We start from the raw sequence: 16,307 nt of genomic DNA on the forward strand, positions 1-16,307 counted from the left end.
CTGACCAGTAAAGAGGAATTGCTGAAATGTACTATGGATTTGACATTGGCGGCAGCAAGATAGCGCTGGGCGTATTTGATAAATCGCGGCGGCTGCAGTGGGAAAAACGCGTCGCCACGCCGAAAGAGAGCTACGAAGCATTTTTGCAGGCGGTAGAGGAGCTGGTTGAAGAAGCCGACCAGCGCTTCGGCTGCCAGGGCTCGGTGGGCATCGGTATTCCGGGCATGCCGGAGACGGAAGACGGCACGCTCTACGCCGCCAACGTGCCCGCCGCCAGCGGCAGGCGGCTGCGGGCCGATCTGAGCGAACGTCTGGGCCGCGATGTGCGGCTTGATAACGACGCCAACTGTTTTGCCCTCTCCGAAGCGTGGGATGACGAGTTCACCCAATATCCGCTGGTGATGGGGATGATCCTCGGCACCGGGGTTGGCGGGGGGCTGGTGCTCAACGGAAAATCGATTACCGGGCATCGCTATATTACCGGCGAATTCGGCCATATCCGCCTGCCGGTGGATGCGCTGGAGGTGGTGGGGCGCGATTTTCCGCTTACGCGCTGCGGCTGCGGCCAGCTGGGCTGCATTGAAAACTACCTTTCCGGACGCGGCTTCGCCTGGCTGTATGAACATTTTTACCAACACGCTTTAACCTCGCCCGAGATCGTCGCGCTATGGCAGCAGGGCGACGCGAAGGCGCGCGAGCACGTCGAGCGCTATCTCGATTTACTGGCGGTATGCCTGGGCAATATTTTAACGATTGTCGACCCGGATCTGCTGGTGCTTGGCGGTGGATTGTCTAACTTTACAGCAATAACCGAAGGGCTGGCGCAGCGCCTGCCGCGACATCTGCTTCCCGTTGCCAGCGTGCCGCGCATTGAGCGCGCGCGTCATGGCGATGCCGGAGGCATGCGCGGTGCGGCCTTCCTTCATCTGACTCAATAACGACAGAGGTAGCTATGCAGTCGCGCCGCTTACATCGATTAAGCCGATTTCGCCGCAATAAGCGTCGGTTACGAGACCGTTTGCGTCAGCGGATTTTCTTCGGCGAAGATAAGGAGACCCCTGAAACGATGGAAAAACCAAGAGTCGTGGTGCTAACCGGCGCGGGTATTTCGGCAGAGTCGGGAATTAAAACCTTCCGCGCCGCCGATGGCCTGTGGGAAGAGCATAGGGTGGAAGACGTGGCGACGCCGGAAGGCTTCGCCCGCGATCCGGCGCTGGTGCAGGCGTTTTACAATGACCGCCGCCGCCAGCTGCAAGGACCGGACATCGTGCCCAACGCGGCGCATCAGGCGCTGGCGCGGCTGGAAGAGGCGCTGGGCGATCGTTTTCTGCTGGTCACCCAGAATATCGATAATCTGCACGAGCGCGCGGGCAATCGCCGGGTGATTCATATGCACGGCGAGCTGCTGAAGGTGCGCTGCTCGTGGAGCGGCCAGGTGCTGGCGTGGACCGGCGATGTGACGACGGAAGACAAATGCCACTGCTGCCAGTTCCCCGCGCCGCTGCGCCCGCACGTGGTGTGGTTCGGCGAGATGCCGCTGGATATGGATGAGATCTACCTTGCGCTGGCCGAGTGCGATATCTTTATCGCCATCGGCACTTCCGGGCACGTTTATCCGGCGGCAGGCTTTGTTCACGAAGCGCGGCTGCAGGGCGCCCATACGGTAGAGCTCAACCTCGAGCCAAGCCAGGTGGGCAGCGAATTTGCCGAAAAGCACTATGGCCTGGCAAGCGAAGTGGTGCCGCTCTTTGTGGAAAAGCTGCTTAAACAGCTGGCAGGATAAACGCAACCTCATCACTACAGCGTTACGGAAAACAGGAGTGGCTATGGATAGCCCATTAGCAATATCTGCCGCGATATTTTTGGCCGCAGTAGGGGCGGTTCGGCGTGGTTCGGCCCGCTTATCGTGCTGAGCGCGTTGTGGAAGCCGCTGAATTATGTTGCGGGAAAGCTTGCTGCTGTCTTAACGAAAACCAGGACAAGAAATAATCCACGCTTTTGCCACCGCCCGAGAAAAAGCGTACGACAATCGCCAGGGCAGGTCGCTCATGAAATTCAGGACGCCGCGGCGCCCTTTATTCATAGCGCCTTCTGCATATTAATCACCGCCCGGGCATTGGATGCGCTGGTGGCCAGCACGTCAATCACGCCGGTGCGCAGCGCGCCGAGAATCGCCGTTGCCTTGGTGCTTTCCGAAGCAATGGCGATCACGCACGGGATGGCGCGGAGCTGTTCAAGGCTCAGGCCGATAACCCGATCGTTCATCACCGTATCAACCGGTTTACCCTGGATATTGAAAAAACTATAGCCGGCGAGATCGCCCACTACGCCCTGTTCCTGGCGCGCGGTCGCAATCTCCTGTGGGGAGAACCAGCCGAGTTGCACCATAAAGCTATTTTCATTCATATCGCCAAGGCCAATGATGGCGACATCCGCCTTGCTGGCCTGTTCGAGCGTGGCTTTAATCAGCCGGTTTTGCATAAACGCCGAGCGCAGTTCCGGCGTTTCGACATAGGCCGGGGCGTACAGCGTTTCGCTAAAACCGTTGAATTTACGCGCCAGGTTTCGACTGATGTGATCGGCATCGATCAGCTGGTTGTCGCGCTTGGTGCCGCCGATACCGCAAATAAAGCGACAGTTGCGCTCCGGAAAAATCCCCACGTGGTTGGCCACGGCGGCGACGTTGCGACCCTGCCCGACGGTCACCGTCATATCGCTTTTGAGGATCCCGGCGAGATAGTTGCTGACCAGCGCCGCGACCTGCTGGCGCTGTTCATCCTCGTCGTGATGGTCCAGGGCGATAAGCGCGCGCTTGATGCCGAAATGGGAAATAAACTGCTGCTCAATCTGGGAGCTGAAGACCGGGTGGTATTTCACGCTGATCTCGACAATTCCTTCGTGGCGAGCTTTTTTCAGCAGCCGACCGACCTTAATGCGTGAGATCCCAAAGCGTTTTGCAATCTCTTCCTGGGTTTGCTCCTGATCGTAATAGGCCACGGCAATTTCTGTCAGCAGCGCATAATCTGAGTCTTGTTCAGTCATAGTTATCGCCTGGTGTTTCCATCTTTGATGTCTCCCTAATACTACTGCGCCTGAAGAATAAATTCCTCTGTAACGCGTTGAACAATGTCGCAATAGCCGTTGGCATCCCATGCCGCGCGGCCAATAAACAGTCCGTTAATGTCATCCTGCTGAAGGAGTTCTACGGCATTTTGCCGATTGACGCTACCGCCGTACAGCAGGGGAATGCGCCGTCCGATTTCTTCGCCGAAGGTCTCGCATAACGCCTGACGCAGCGCCCGGTGGATCTCTGCGGCCTGCTCCGGCGTCGCCGGCGTGCCGTGTTCGCCGATAGCCCATATGGGCTCATAGGCAACCAGAGTGTGTAAAACCTGCTGTTCATTCAGGCCATAAAGCGCGATTTTCATCTGCCGCACTACCGTTTCCCGTGAGACCTGCCAGCGTTTTTCATCGGCGCTGTCGCCGATACAGATCAGAGGCCGGAGGCCGTGACGCAGGGCGCGATGCACTTTTTGGTTAATGGCGGCGTCGGATTCATTGAACGCGCCGCGACGCTCGGAGTGACCAAGCTCGACCAGGGCGGCGCCGGTTTCAGCCAGCATGGCGGCGGATATTTCACCGGTCCAGGCGCCGTCTTCCGCTTCATGCATATTCTGCGCGCCGGTCAGGCAGGGGATCTGATGCTGCTGTAGATACTGGCTGACGGGATAAATGGCGGTGAAAGGGGGAATAATAAACGGCTGGATTTTCGGATGCCTCACCTGCGGTAACCGCTGCGCCAGCGTTTCACAAAAGGCCATGGCTTGCGATAACGGTTTGTTCATCTTCCAGCTGGTTCCTAACCAGATTTGTTCCATCTTGTTCTCCGTAATAGGTAAATCAATAGCTTGTCGTGAAATGGCTTTCGCTTATGAGTGAGATTGAACTTTTTATCACTCAATGAACATATGTTAGATCACATTTTTTTATAAAATAAATCTATGGATTTTTTTATGTGATCTAAATCACCAATAACCTCTCAATCATCAGGTAATGTTTTGAGCATATGATTCACTGTTGAACATATGAACAAGCCGATTTTCACTACGAGAGGTCCACGATGTCACAAGAGAAAAAGCCCGTTGTCGCACTTACCATTGGCGATCCTGCCGGGATTGGTCCGGAGATTTCAGTCGCGACGATGATGGAGAAAAGCGTCTACGACGAGTGCAAACCTTTTTTGATTGGCTCAGCGCCGATTATCGCCAGAGCAATGAAAATCATGGGCTGTGATTTTCCGATTAACAAAATTAGCCATCCGCAGGAAGCTCGCTTCAGCTGGGGTACGCTGGACGTGCTGGAAACCGATGATTATGACTGCGAGAGCATTGAATGGGGCAAAGTGCAGAAGCTGGCGGGGCAGATGTCGCTGGACTATGTGCTGAAATCTATCGAACTGGGGAAAGCCGGCCTGATCGATGTGGTCTCTACCGCGCCGATTCATAAAGAAGCAATCAAGCTGGCGGGGTGTAAACTTCCGGGTCATACCGAGATCTATCAGGTTGAAACGCAATCCGATTATGGCCTGACCATGTTCCACGTTCATAACCTGCGGGTCTTCTTCGTGAGCCGTCATATGGCGCTTAAAGACGCCTGCGATTACGCCAATAAAGAGCGCGTTCTGGCCTGCGTGCAGCAGATCCACCATGAGTTCACCGCGCTAAATATCAAAAATCCGCGCATTGCGGTAGCTGCGCTGAATCCGCATGGTTCAGACAACGGCCTGTTTGGCCACGAAGAAGCCGATAACCTCATCCCGGCAGTCAAAGCGGCGCAGGAAATGGGGATTAACGCCATCGGCCCGGTGCCGGCAGATTCCGTCTTCCATCTGGGTAAACAGGGGCGCTATGACGCCATCCTCTCGCTTTACCACGATCAGGGGCATATCGCCTGTAAAACCCTCGATTTTGAGCGTTCCGTGACCATTACCTTTGGCCTGCCGTTTATGCGTAGCTCGGTAGACCACGGCACGGCGTTTGATATTGCCGGCACCGGTAAAGCGGGCACCGTCAGTATGCTGGAGCCCACGATGGCCGCGGTGAGCTACTGGAAAATGAAAAACCACTAATCGCTGAGGTTAATGCGAAGCAAAAGGGCAGAGAAATGGAAAAACATCTGTTAATTAGCAAAGGCTGTAAGGGCTGGGGCGGGCCGCTGACCATTAATATTAGCCAGGCGAAAAAGATTGCTTATATCACCGGGGGGATTTGTCCCCCGGTTGTTGAGCGCCTGAGCGAACTGACCGGCTGGCCTTCCGTCGACGTATTTAAAAATGGCGAGCCGCCGGAAGAGGAGATCGGCCTGATGGTTATCGACTGCGGCGGCACGCTACGCTGCGGTCTCTATCCCAAACGCGGTATTCCGACGATTAACCTCCATCCCACCGGTAAAAGTGGCCCGCTGGCGGAGTTTATTCATGAAGGGATCTACGTCTCCGGCGTGACGCCTGCCTGTATTGAAATGATCTGGCCGCAGGGGGAAGGCGGTAAGCTGGGGATCGTGGCCGACGATCTGACCGGCGCGACCACCGTCGGGGTGCTGCTGGCGCGTAGCGGGTTAAAAACCGCCGCGTTCTTCGATACTGAATCCTTCGCCCGCAATGAGGTGGAGTATCCGGCGATGGTCGTTAGCAGCGACAGCCGTCCTTTGCCGAAAGCGGAAGCCCAGCAGCAGGTCAGCGCCGCGGTGAAGCAGCTGCAGGCGCGCGGCGCGCACTACTTTACCAAGCGTATTGATACCACGCTGCGCGGCGGCATCGGCTTTGAAATTGATGCCATGCTGGAACAGTTGCCGCTGGAAACGGTTGCCGTAGTCGTGCCGGCGATGCCGCAGTCGCGGCGTATTCTGGTTGGCGGCTATTCGGTAATTGACTCCGTCGCGCTTTCGCGAACCGATGTCGCACGCGATGTGCGTACCCCGGTTACTGAATCCTGGGTGCCGGGATTGCTGGAGGCACAGACCCATCATCAGGTCGGACATATCGCGCTGGCCTCGGTGATGAAAGGCGAGGAGCAACTGCAGCGGGATCTCCAGGAACAGCAGCAGCGCGGCGTGCGGGTGATCGTCGTCGATGCAATTACCGTTGACGATGTCGATGCGATTGCCGGGGCGGTGGTGGCGCTGAACTGGAACGTGCTGGCGGTCGACCCGGGGCCTTTTACCGAGCGGCTTGCGGTCCGTCGTGGCCTGATGCGGGAAGCGCGCAGCAGCGCGACAGCGTCGTCAGGGGCGGAAAACCCGCGCGGTTCGATTCTGGTGGTTGCCGGTAGCGCCACGCCGGTGACTAAAAAGCAGCTTCAGCATCTGATCGCTAATGACGAAAGAGTATGTCACATTCCTGTTGATGCCGAACTGCTGGTTGACAGGAAAAACGCCGCTGAAATCGAAGTGAATCGCGTGGTGCAGCATGCCCGGCAGTGCGTGCCGGCACAGCAGAACGCCATCTTCGTTTTTGAATCCGCGTTAACCGGGCGGCTGCTGAATCTTCAGGAAGAAGAGCAGCGCTTTGGGCTGGCCCACGGACAGGCTGCGGAAAATATTAACCAGGGACTGGGGAATATTGTTCGTGACGTGCTTAACTGCGCAGCCGGAGAAATTAAAGGCCTGTATATGACCGGTGGCGATACGATGGTGAATGTTCTTAAAGAGCTCGGCGCTACCGGGATTGAAATGATTGACTACGTGATACCGCAAACCGATATGGTGCGTATTATCGGCGGCGATTATGCGGGATTGATTTGCGTCGGTAAAGGCGGTTTAACCGGACCAGAAGATATTATTAGTACTATTGTTGAAAGAATTTATAAAGAAGCGCAGCTATAACCCACCGGTCATATAAATAAAAAACGACGTAATGGTCGTCCGGGTAGTATTGCGTCGTTATCTCTGTTAAATCATAATTTATGAGTTACCCTATGAACATAAATATATTAGAGAAGATGAATAAGGTGCCAGGCGGTTTAATTATTATTCCGTTGCTCGCGGCGATTCTTATTAATACCTTTGCACCGGAAGTCCTGGGCATCGGCGGCCCGACGACCGCATTATTCAAGGTTGGTTCCAGCGCAATGATGGGGATTTTTCTGCTGATTTGCGGTACCTCGATCAATATCCGCCAGGCCGGCCTGCCGCTCTATAAAGGCGCGGTGCTGTTGTTCCTGAAATGCCTCGCCGGCGCGCTGGCCGTATGGGTGGCCGGAGCGATGTTTGGCCCCAACGGTTTCCTCGGTATTTCGACCCTGGCACTGATTGCCTGTTTAACCAGCTCCAACAGCTCGCTATATATCGCGCTGTGCAGCAACTACGGCGATGCCAGCGACGCCGGGGCGATCTCCGTCTTCTGCGTCAAGGATGGGCCCTTTGTTACCATGATGGTGCTGGGGGTCAGCGGCCTGGCCAATATTCCTTTCGCCGCGCTGCTATCGATGCTGATCCCGCTGCTGATTGGTATGCTATGGGGCAACCTTGATGATCGTTTCAAACAGCTGTGCGCCGCCGCTCAGCCGCTGATTATCATTATTATGTCGTTTGCCATCGGCGCCAATTCCAGCATTAACACGGTCTTTACCGCCGGACTGTCCGGGATCCTGCTTGGCATTATCTCTGCGCTAACCGGCATTGTGTTCTATTTTATCTACAACCTGTTCCTGAAGAAGAAAACCGCGCTGGGCGCCGCGCTGGGGACAACCGCCGCCAGCTCTGCGCTGACGCCGGCAATGGTGGCTCAGGCCGACCCCTCGCTGGCGATGTACGTGGATGCCGCGACCGCGCAGCTGGCGACGGCGAGCATCATCACCATGATTACCGCGCCGATACTGGTGGCCTGGTTTGATAAACGTCTGAAAAAGCGCGCGCCGAGGGTTGAACCAGTAAAAGAAGAAACCAGTGAAGAGAAAGTGACATTATCTTCGCCTGCCACCAAAGGGAACAAATAATATGATCGCGCCGTTGTATTCATTACTTATCACGGCTGTCGGGGAATATGTCAAAAACTCTCTACAGGAGCATCAGCTGATTTTATTTTCTGAATCCGTTCCTGACGATATTGCGATGTATTGCGCCGTACATCAGAGCAGTGAGCTGACAGCTGAATTGTCACCCGGGCAGATAATGAAAATAAATGAGACTATTTATCGAGTCACGGCGGTAGGTTGTGTTGCAACGGCAAATTTAAAACAGCTTGGCCATATCACTTTAAAATTTGATGGCGCTGCCACCGCTGAATTACCGGGGATGGTGCATCTCAATGGTGACGTCCCCCAGAATATTCAGCGCGGCGACCAAATCTTTTTCTATCCGGAACTAAATTAAGACGTACAGCTAAATTAAGGAAATTATCATGAAAACAATCGCTATTGGTGCGGATGATGCCGCCTATGCTTTTCGCGACGCTATCGTCGCTTATCTGAATGGGCAGGGAATTAAGGTCGCGGATTACAGCAGCGATAAACGCCAGGGCAGCATGGTCTACCCGGATGTTGCCCACGCGGTGGCAATGTCAATAAAGCAGGGCGAGCACGATCGCGGCATCCTGATTTGCGGCACCGGCATTGGAATGAGCATTGTGGCGAATAAAGTGCCGGGGATACGAGCCGCCCAATGCCACGATACTTTCTCCGCCGAGCGGGCGCGCAAAAGTAATAACGCGCAGATTATCACTCTTGGCGCGCGCGTGATTGGCCCGGAGTTGGGCAAAAAAATTATTCAGGCCTGGCTTGAATCCGAATATGAAGGCGGCGGCTCCGCGTCGAAAGTGGAGCGTATCGACTATTACGAACACCAGCACGCCAGAGATTAATATCCGCAGTCGTAATATAAGGAACAGACTATGAGCCAGTTAGACGAACTGAAAAAATACACCACGGTGGTTGCCGACACCGGCGATATCGAATCGATTAAAAAATTTGCCCCGCAGGATGCGACCACCAACCCTTCACTGGTGCTGAAGGCCGCGCAGCTCCCGCAGTATCAGGCGCTGATTGCCGACGCAATCGGCAAGGCGCGTCGGCAGGGCGGCAGCCCGGAAACGCAGCTGATAAACGCCTGCGATCAGGTGGCGGTGGATATCGGTACCGAGGTACTGCGTCATGTGCCGGGGCGTATTTCTACCGAAGTCGATGCCCGTTTTGCCTGGGATCGCGGGATGTGCGTGTCGAAGGCGCGCAAGCTTATTCAGATGTATGAAAAGAACGGCATCGGGCCGGAACGCATCCTTATCAAACTTGCCGCCACCTGGGAGGGGATTCGCGCCGCAGAGGAGCTGGAACAAAGCGGTATCAACTGTAACCTGACCCTGCTGTTCTCCTTTGCCCAGGCGCGGGCCTGCGCCGAAGCGGGCGTCTTTTTAATCTCGCCGTTCGTGGGGCGTATTTACGACTGGTATCAGAAAAACCAACCGCAGTCGGAGTATCAGGTCGACAGCGATCCGGGCGTGGTTTCCGTGCGCCAGATTTATCAGTACTACAAATCTCACGGCTACGACACCGTGGTGATGGGGGCCAGCTTCCGCCGTATCGAGCAGATCCAGGCGCTGGCGGGTTGCGATCGCCTGACTATCTCCCCGGCGCTGCTTGATGAACTGGCCGCCAGCGAAGGCGCGCTGAGTCGCCAGCTGGCGCCCGGCTGCGTGACGGAAACCCGCCCCAGCCCGATGACTCAGGCGGAGTTCCTCTGGCAGCATCATCAGGATCCGATGGCGGTGGAAAAACTGGCGGAAGGTATCCGCCTGTTCGCGGTCGATCAGGTCAAACTGGAAAATCAGATTCAGCAGATGCTGTAAGGGCAGGAAAAGAGACTTATGAATACCACAAAAACCACCCGCAGCCTGTGCGCCAACGCGCTGCGAGCGCTGAGCATGGACGCAGTACAGAAAGCCAAATCCGGTCACCCGGGTGCCCCGATGGGTATGGCTGACATTGCCGAAGTCCTGTGGCGTGATTTCCTGAATCATAACCCGCAGAACCCGTCATGGGCCGACCGCGACCGTTTTGTCCTGTCCAACGGCCACGGTTCCATGCTGATTTACAGCCTGCTGCACCTCACCGGTTATGATCTGCCGATTGAAGAGCTGAAGAACTTCCGTCAGCTGCACTCTAAAACCCCGGGTCACCCGGAAGTCAGCTACACCGCGGGCGTGGAAACCACCACCGGTCCGCTGGGGCAGGGTATTGCGAATGCGGTTGGTATGGCCATCGCGGAGAAAACTCTGGCGGCGCAGTTCAACCGCCCGGGCCACGACATTGTTGACCACTTCACCTACGCGTTCATGGGCGACGGCTGCATGATGGAAGGTATCTCTCACGAGGTATGCTCCCTGGCCGGTACCCTGAAACTGGGCAAGCTGGTGGCGTTCTATGACGACAACGGCATCTCTATCGACGGTCACGTGGAAGGCTGGTTCACCGATGACACCGCGAAGCGTTTTGAAGCCTACGGCTGGCACGTGGTGCGCGGCGTTGACGGTCACGATGCTGACTCGATTAAACGCGCGGTAGAAGAAGCGCGTGCGGTTACCGACAAACCGTCCCTGCTGATGTGCAAAACCATCATCGGTTTCGGTTCGCCGAACAAAGCCGGTACCCACGACTCCCACGGCGCGCCGCTGGGCGACGCGGAAATCGCGCTGACCCGCGAAGCGCTCGGCTGGAAACACCCGGCGTTTGAAATCCCGTCTGAAATCTATGCCCGGTGGGATGCCAAAGAAGCCGGCCAGGCGAAAGAGTCCGCGTGGAACGAGAAATTCGCCGCCTACGCCAGAGCCTTCCCGCAGGAAGCCGCCGAGTTTACCCGCCGTATGAAAGGTGAGATGCCGGCTGATTTAGACGCGAAAGCGAACGAATTCATCGCGAAGCTGCAGGCTAACCCGGCGAAAATCGCCAGCCGTAAAGCGTCCCAGAACGCCATTGAAGCCTTCGGCCCGCTGCTGCCTGAGTTCCTCGGCGGCTCCGCTGACCTGGCGCCAAGTAACCTGACCCTGTGGTCCGGCTCTAAGGCCATCAACGAAGACGCTGCCGGTAACTATATCCACTACGGCGTGCGCGAATTCGGTATGACCGCGATTGCCAACGGCATCGCCCTGCACGGCGGTTTCCTGCCGTACACCTCCACCTTCCTGATGTTCGTCGAGTACGCGCGTAACGCGGTACGTATGGCGGCGCTGATGAAGCAGCGTCAGGTGATGGTCTACACCCACGACTCCATCGGTCTGGGCGAAGACGGCCCGACGCACCAGCCTGTTGAGCAGGTGGCTTCCCTGCGCGTCACTCCGAACATGTCAACATGGCGTCCGTGCGACCAGGTGGAATCCGCCATCGCGTGGAAATACGGCGTGGAGCGTCAGGACGGCCCGACCGCGCTGATCCTCTCCCGTCAGAACCTGGCGCAGCAGGAGCGTACCGAAGAGCAGCTGGCGAACGTCGCCCGCGGCGGCTACGTGCTGAAAGACTGCGCGGGACAGCCGGAGCTGATCTTCATCGCCACCGGTTCTGAAGTGGAGCTGGCGGTTGGCGCTTACGAAAAACTGACTGCCGAAGGCGTGAAGGCGCGCGTGGTTTCCATGCCGTCCACCGACGCGTTCGACAAGCAGGATGCCGCTTACCGTGAAGCCGTGCTGCCGAAAGCCGTCTCTGCGCGCGTGGCCATCGAAGCGGGTATCGCCGACTACTGGTTCAAATACGTGGGCCTGAATGGCGCGATCGTTGGCATGACCAGCTTCGGTGAGTCTGCGCCGGCGGAGCAGCTGTTTGAAGAGTTTGGCTTCACCGTGGACAACGTGGTCGCGAAAGCGAAAGCGCTGCTGTAGTTCTTTTACCGCCTCCGGGCTACGGGCCAGCGCGGTCGGGTAGCCCGGACAGGCGCGCAGCACCGCCTCCGGGGGAAAAGCCTGTCTTCGCCGTGCCTCACACCGTTGCCAGAGCGGCAGCGCTGGTATTATTTTGGCCGTTAATATTTTGATTTTGCATTTCACATATATGTAACGCTGTGATTAACAAAACAGTATCAGACAGACATTTGTGGCATGTTTCTTCACTCGGACAACAGAGAAGGAATAACACCATGGCCACTGAATATGTTGACTACCTGATCCTCGGCGACGAGCATCACGGCGAAATCCACAGGGATATTAAAAGCCACTCTCTCCGGGTCCGTTCGAAATACGCCGCCTGTTCCGTCCGGGGAGATACCTCTGCCGAGCAGCCAAAAATGGTGAACTACAATGTCCATGAATATCCGGCGCAGGATGGGCGATTTTATCTGGTGGCGACCAACTACCCGCTGGCCGATTTTGACGTTGAAGACGCGCTGGTTAAATCAAGAATTCATCCGTTGAGAAGCTAGAAACGCACTTCCTGAAGCGGTCGGGTAAGCACCATGCTACCCGACCTGTGAGGTGATTAACGACCCGCTTTCAGCTTCTGATAATACTCTTCATAAAGCGTACTGGCGCTGCCGACATCGTTCTGCCATTCGCCTTTCTGAATCGTTGCGGCGTCCGGGTAGAGCGATTTATCGTTAGCGACTTCCGGGCTTAGCATCTTCCGCGCGGCAAGGTTTGGCGTCGGGTAGCCGATGGTTTCCGCGACCTGTTTGGCCACTTCCGGGCGCAGCAGGAAGTTGATCAGCTTCAGCGCGCCATCGACGTTTTTGGCGTTTGCCGGAATCGACAGGCTATCCATCCAGAAGATGCCGCCTTCTTTCGGCCACACCACTTCCAGCGGCGTACCGGCCTGACGCGCAACCCACGCGGAGCCGTTCCATACCATGCCAAGGTTGACCTCGCCTTCCATATACGGGTTCGCCGGGTTATCGGAGTTGAACGCCGCGACGTTCGGCATCAGTTTTTTCAGCTCGTTATAGGCCGCTTCAATCTCTTTCGGATCGGTGGTATTACCGGAGTAGCCCAGTTTACGCAGCGCGACCTGGAACACTTCGCGCGCGTCGTCGGTCAGCAGCAGGCTGCTCTTATACTCGGGTTTCCACAGATCCGCCCAGCTGGTGACGGTCTTCGGATCGATCTCTTCGCTATTCACCCCAATGGCCGTCGCGCCCCAGATGTACGGAATGGAGTAGTCGTTGTTGGGGTCGAACGGTTTGTTGAGCATTTCAGGGTCAAGATTGCTGAAGTTGCTCAGTTTGCTCTTGTCGATCTTCTGCAGCATGCCCTCTTTACGCATTTTGTCGACGAAGTAGGTGGAAGGCACGACCAGGTCGTAGGCGCCGTCTTTATAGGTTTTGAGCTTGGCGTACATGGTTTCGTTCGACTCGTAGGTCGAATAGATCACCTTGATGCCGGTCTCTTTGGTGAACTGCTCCAGCAGCCCCGGCGGGACATACTCGGTCCAGTTGTAGAAATAGAGCGTTTTGCTATCGTCCGCGTGCGCGGCGCTTATACCGACTGCCAGAGCGCCCGCAGCGAGCAGGTGGCGTGACCATTTTTTCATTTTAACGTCCCCTGAGTTTTATCACGTGCAATTATCTGGCTGGCAATAACCATCACCAGCGACAGAACCAACAGAATGGTCGCCAGCGCATTAACCTCCGGCGATACCCCAACTTTAACCATCGAATAGATCTTCAGCGGCAGGATCTCATAACCCGGCCCGGTGACGAATGAAGAGACCACCACATCATCCATCGACAGGGTAAAGCTCAGCAGCCACCCTGCGGCCACCGCGGGCAGCGCCAGCGGCAAAATGATCTTTCGCAGAATGGTCAGTTCGCTGGCGCCGAGATCTTTCGCTGCTTCCAGCATCCGCACGTCAAAACCTTTCAGGCGCGAAAATACCGTGACCACCACGAAGGGCAGGCAAAAGGTGATGTGGGAAAACAGCAGCGACCAGAATCCCAGCTGAATACCGATCAGCATAAACAGCACCAGCAGCGAAATCGCCATCACGATATCCGGCGACATCATCACCACGAACAGCATCCCGCTGACGAACGGCTTGCCGCGAAAGCGATAGCGGTACAGCGCCACGGCGGTCAGCGAGCCGATAAGCGTAGCAAAGGTCGCCGAGAGCACCGCCATGGTCAGCGAGTGCTGCGCCGCCTGCAGCAGGCTGTCGTTATTCATCAGCAGGCTATACCAGTTGGTGGTAAAACCCTGCCAGTTAATGCCAAAGCGTGAACTGTTAAACGAGTTAACGATCAGAATAATAATGGGAATATAGAGATACGCGTAAATAGCGGTCATAAAGCCGCCGCGCAGCAGTCGACCGATCATTCCAGTTCCACCTTTTTATTCAGTAAACGCGCCGCGCGCCAGTAAATCAGCAGCATCAGGCCCATCACCAGCGTAAGCGTGATGCTGGTCGCCGCGCCAAACGGCCAGTCGCGGATGTTGAGGAACTGGCTCTTAATCACGTTACCAATCAGCAGGTTCTTCGCGCCGCCCATCAGGTCGGAAACGTAGAACAGCCCCATAGCCGGAAGCATCACCAGCAGGCAGCCGGCGATAATCCCCGGCATGGTCAGCGGAATGATGATACGGATAAAGGTTTGTAGCTTACCGGCGCCAAGGTCTTTTGCCGCTTCCAGCAGCGGGCGGTCGAGCTTCTCGATGCTCGAGTAGAGCGGCATCACCATAAACGGCAGCAGAATATAGACCAGGCCGATAATCACCGCCGAGGGGGTGTACATGATGCGCAGCGGCGTATCGATGATACCCAGCCACAGCAAAAATTCATTAAGGTAGCCCTTGGTGCTGAGGAAAATCTTCAGGCCGTAGATACGAATCAGCGAATTGGTCCAGAACGGCACGATCAGCAGAAACAGCATCAGCGGGCGCACCTTCTCCGGTAGCCTGGCCAGGAACCAGGCGAAAGGGTAGCCGAGCGCCAGGCAGGCCAGCGTCGCCAGCAGCGCCATATTCAACGAATGCAGCAGCACGTCGTAGTAGAGCGGGTCGAGCAGGCGCGCGTAGTTGTCCAGCGTAAAGACCAGCTTGACGAAGTTGGTGTCGTCGCGGGTCAGAAAGCTGGTGGCGATGATCATCAGGTTGGGCAGAAAGACAAACAGCACAAGCCAGCCCACGATGGTGGCGATCGCCACATTCTGGAATTTACTGGTGTTCTTCATCGGCCAGCACAACCTCCCAGCTTTCTACCCAGTTAATGGCCATTTTCTGGTCGAGAGAGTGGTCAAAATCAGGATCGTCTTCATTAAAGAATTCGCTGACCATCACCATTTTACCGTTTTCCAGTTCAACCACCGATTCCAGCGTCATGCCTTTATAGTTGCGTTCGCGGATATAGCCTATCAGGCCATCGGCGTCATTACTGTCGTGGATCTCGTCCACGCGCAGGTCTTCCGGGCGCAGCAGAACGTTAAGCCGCTGGCCTTTTTCAACGGCGAAGTTGACGTAGATATTGCACTCGCGGCCTTCGACGCTGGCGCGCACCCGCCGATCGTCAATCCGTTCAATGACCGTGGCGCTGAAAATGTTGATTTCGCCGATAAAGCTGGCGACGAACAGGTTTTTCGGTTCTTCGTAGATTTCGCGCGGCGTACCGTCCTGCTCGATTTTACCCTCGCGCATCACCACGATACGGTCGGACATGGTCAGCGCTTCTTCCTGATCGTGGGTCACGAAGACGAAGGTGATGCCGAGCTTACGCTGCAGCGCCTTCAGTTCGTTCTGCATCTGCTTGCGCAGTTTATAATCAAGGGCGGAGAGGGATTCATCAAGCAGCAGCAGGCGCGGTTTGTTCACCACCGCGCGGGCAATCGCCACGCGCTGCTGCTGGCCACCGGAGAGCTGATGCGGTTTACGTTGAGCAAACGCTTCAAGCTGCACCATGCGCAGGGCATCGTGGACGCGGGGAGCGATGTCCGCCGTCGGGGTTTTCTGCATACGCAGGCCGAAGGCGACGTTTTCAAACACCGTCATGTGCGGAAACAGCGCATAGCTTTGAAAGACGGTGTTCACGTGGCGGTTTTCCGCCGGGATATGGGTGATATCGTGATCTTCGAGATGGATTTGGCCGCTATCGACGCTTTCCAGTCCGGCGATAAGACGAAGAACGGTTGTTTTACCGCAGCCAGAGGGGCCAAGCAGGGTGAGAAACTCACCGTTGTTGATGGTCAGATTGAGGTCGGAGATAACCGTTTTACCATCAAAGCTTTTGCGAATTCCCGCCAGCTGAACCAGCGGAGAACGCGAACGCGGTTGTGTATTCAATTTTCGACTCTGTCCCATGTAGACGCAGCGGAAAGCTTACCGATGCGGGGTTTGTGGTTAACCACCTTTG

16 protein-coding genes are annotated in these 16,307 nt (G+C 56.2%); 10 read left to right on the forward strand and 6 right to left on the reverse strand.

Going from position 1 to position 16,307, the window contains the following annotated elements; translation table 11 throughout:
• Positions 1-26 precede the first annotated feature (26 nt).
• Together nagK and cobB are read left to right on the forward strand one after the other, a co-directional pair.
• On the forward strand, positions 27-938 hold the full coding sequence (nagK, locus tag BJF97_RS11715; RefSeq protein WP_032693895.1) for an N-acetylglucosamine kinase: 912 nt from the start codon (positions 27-29) through the stop codon (positions 936-938).
• Positions 939-952: 14 nt separating this feature from the next.
• Positions 953-1,783 (forward strand): Sir2 family NAD+-dependent deacetylase, encoded by an 831-nt coding sequence (gene cobB / locus BJF97_RS11720; protein WP_032693896.1) that lies wholly within the window; start codon positions 953-955, stop codon positions 1,781-1,783.
• Positions 1,784-2,079: 296 nt separating this feature from the next.
• Here the strand turns inward: cobB and BJF97_RS11725 are convergent, their stop codons facing one another.
• Both BJF97_RS11725 and BJF97_RS11730 read right to left on the reverse strand, forming a co-directional pair.
• Positions 2,080-3,042 carry a sugar-binding transcriptional regulator gene (locus BJF97_RS11725; protein ID WP_004101147.1) on the reverse strand — a complete coding sequence of 321 codons (963 nt, stop codon included), beginning with the start codon at positions 3,040-3,042 and terminating at the stop codon, positions 2,080-2,082.
• 41 nt (positions 3,043-3,083) lie between these two features.
• Positions 3,084-3,878 carry a triose-phosphate isomerase gene (locus BJF97_RS11730; RefSeq protein WP_032693897.1) on the reverse strand — a complete coding sequence of 265 codons (795 nt, stop codon included), beginning with the start codon at positions 3,876-3,878 and terminating at the stop codon, positions 3,084-3,086.
• 242 nt (positions 3,879-4,120) lie between these two features.
• On the opposite strand from BJF97_RS11730, the gene pdxA reads away from it, so the two are divergent.
• The 8 genes from pdxA to BJF97_RS11770 all read left to right on the forward strand — a co-directional run bounded on the left by pdxA (position 4,121) and on the right by BJF97_RS11770 (position 12,396).
• Positions 4,121-5,128 carry a 4-hydroxythreonine-4-phosphate dehydrogenase PdxA gene (gene pdxA, locus BJF97_RS11735; protein WP_070082907.1) on the forward strand — a complete coding sequence of 336 codons (1,008 nt, stop codon included), beginning with the start codon at positions 4,121-4,123 and terminating at the stop codon, positions 5,126-5,128.
• A 35-nt stretch (positions 5,129-5,163) separates the two neighbouring features.
• Positions 5,164-6,882: a four-carbon acid sugar kinase family protein gene (locus BJF97_RS11740; RefSeq protein ID WP_032693898.1), complete on the forward strand. Its 1,719-nt coding sequence runs from the start codon at positions 5,164-5,166 to the stop codon at positions 6,880-6,882.
• A gap of 92 nt (positions 6,883-6,974) precedes the next feature.
• On the forward strand, positions 6,975-7,994 hold the full coding sequence (locus tag BJF97_RS11745; protein ID WP_014228862.1) for a 2-keto-3-deoxygluconate permease: 1,020 nt from the start codon (positions 6,975-6,977) through the stop codon (positions 7,992-7,994).
• Position 7,995: 1 nt separating this feature from the next.
• Positions 7,996-8,370 (forward strand): PTS glucitol/sorbitol transporter subunit IIA, encoded by a 375-nt coding sequence (locus tag BJF97_RS11750; protein ID WP_032693899.1) that lies wholly within the window; start codon positions 7,996-7,998, stop codon positions 8,368-8,370.
• A 28-nt stretch (positions 8,371-8,398) separates the two neighbouring features.
• Entirely contained in the window at positions 8,399-8,857 is a 459-nt protein-coding gene (rpiB, locus tag BJF97_RS11755; RefSeq protein ID WP_004101165.1) for a ribose 5-phosphate isomerase B, read from the forward strand.
• 30 nt (positions 8,858-8,887) lie between these two features.
• On the forward strand, positions 8,888-9,838 hold the full coding sequence (gene tal, locus BJF97_RS11760) for a transaldolase (protein ID WP_014228865.1): 951 nt from the start codon (positions 8,888-8,890) through the stop codon (positions 9,836-9,838).
• A gap of 18 nt (positions 9,839-9,856) precedes the next feature.
• Complete coding sequence (gene tkt / locus BJF97_RS11765) at positions 9,857-11,860, forward strand: transketolase (protein WP_070082908.1); 2,004 nt, start codon at positions 9,857-9,859, stop codon at positions 11,858-11,860.
• 254 nt (positions 11,861-12,114) lie between these two features.
• Positions 12,115-12,396 carry a hypothetical protein gene (locus BJF97_RS11770; RefSeq protein ID WP_014228867.1) on the forward strand — a complete coding sequence of 94 codons (282 nt, stop codon included), beginning with the start codon at positions 12,115-12,117 and terminating at the stop codon, positions 12,394-12,396.
• Between the two features lie 56 nt (positions 12,397-12,452).
• On the opposite strand, the gene potD is transcribed toward BJF97_RS11770, so the two are convergent.
• The 4 genes from potD to potA are packed head-to-tail and all read right to left on the reverse strand — an operon-like array spanning position 12,453 to position 16,255.
• Positions 12,453-13,499 carry a spermidine/putrescine ABC transporter substrate-binding protein PotD gene (gene potD, locus BJF97_RS11775; RefSeq protein WP_032693064.1) on the reverse strand — a complete coding sequence of 349 codons (1,047 nt, stop codon included), beginning with the start codon at positions 13,497-13,499 and terminating at the stop codon, positions 12,453-12,455.
• The gene (gene potC / locus BJF97_RS11780) at positions 13,496-14,281 is read right to left on the reverse strand and encodes a spermidine/putrescine ABC transporter permease PotC (protein ID WP_004849960.1); all 786 of its coding nucleotides are present in this window, start codon (positions 14,279-14,281) and stop codon (positions 13,496-13,498) included. Before potC ends, potD begins: the two co-directional genes overlap by 4 nt.
• Positions 14,278-15,135 carry a spermidine/putrescine ABC transporter permease PotB gene (gene potB, locus BJF97_RS11785; protein ID WP_004849963.1) on the reverse strand — a complete coding sequence of 286 codons (858 nt, stop codon included), beginning with the start codon at positions 15,133-15,135 and terminating at the stop codon, positions 14,278-14,280. Before potB ends, potC begins: the two co-directional genes overlap by 4 nt.
• Complete coding sequence (gene potA / locus BJF97_RS11790) at positions 15,119-16,255, reverse strand: spermidine/putrescine ABC transporter ATP-binding protein PotA (RefSeq protein WP_014228869.1); 1,137 nt, start codon at positions 16,253-16,255, stop codon at positions 15,119-15,121. The genes potB and potA overlap by 17 nt, the downstream gene beginning before the upstream one ends.
• Positions 16,256-16,307 lie beyond the last annotated feature (52 nt).

The organism is Klebsiella sp. LTGPAF-6F, assembly GCF_001753185.1.
Classification (GTDB): Bacteria; Pseudomonadota; Gammaproteobacteria; order Enterobacterales; family Enterobacteriaceae; genus Klebsiella; species Klebsiella michiganensis.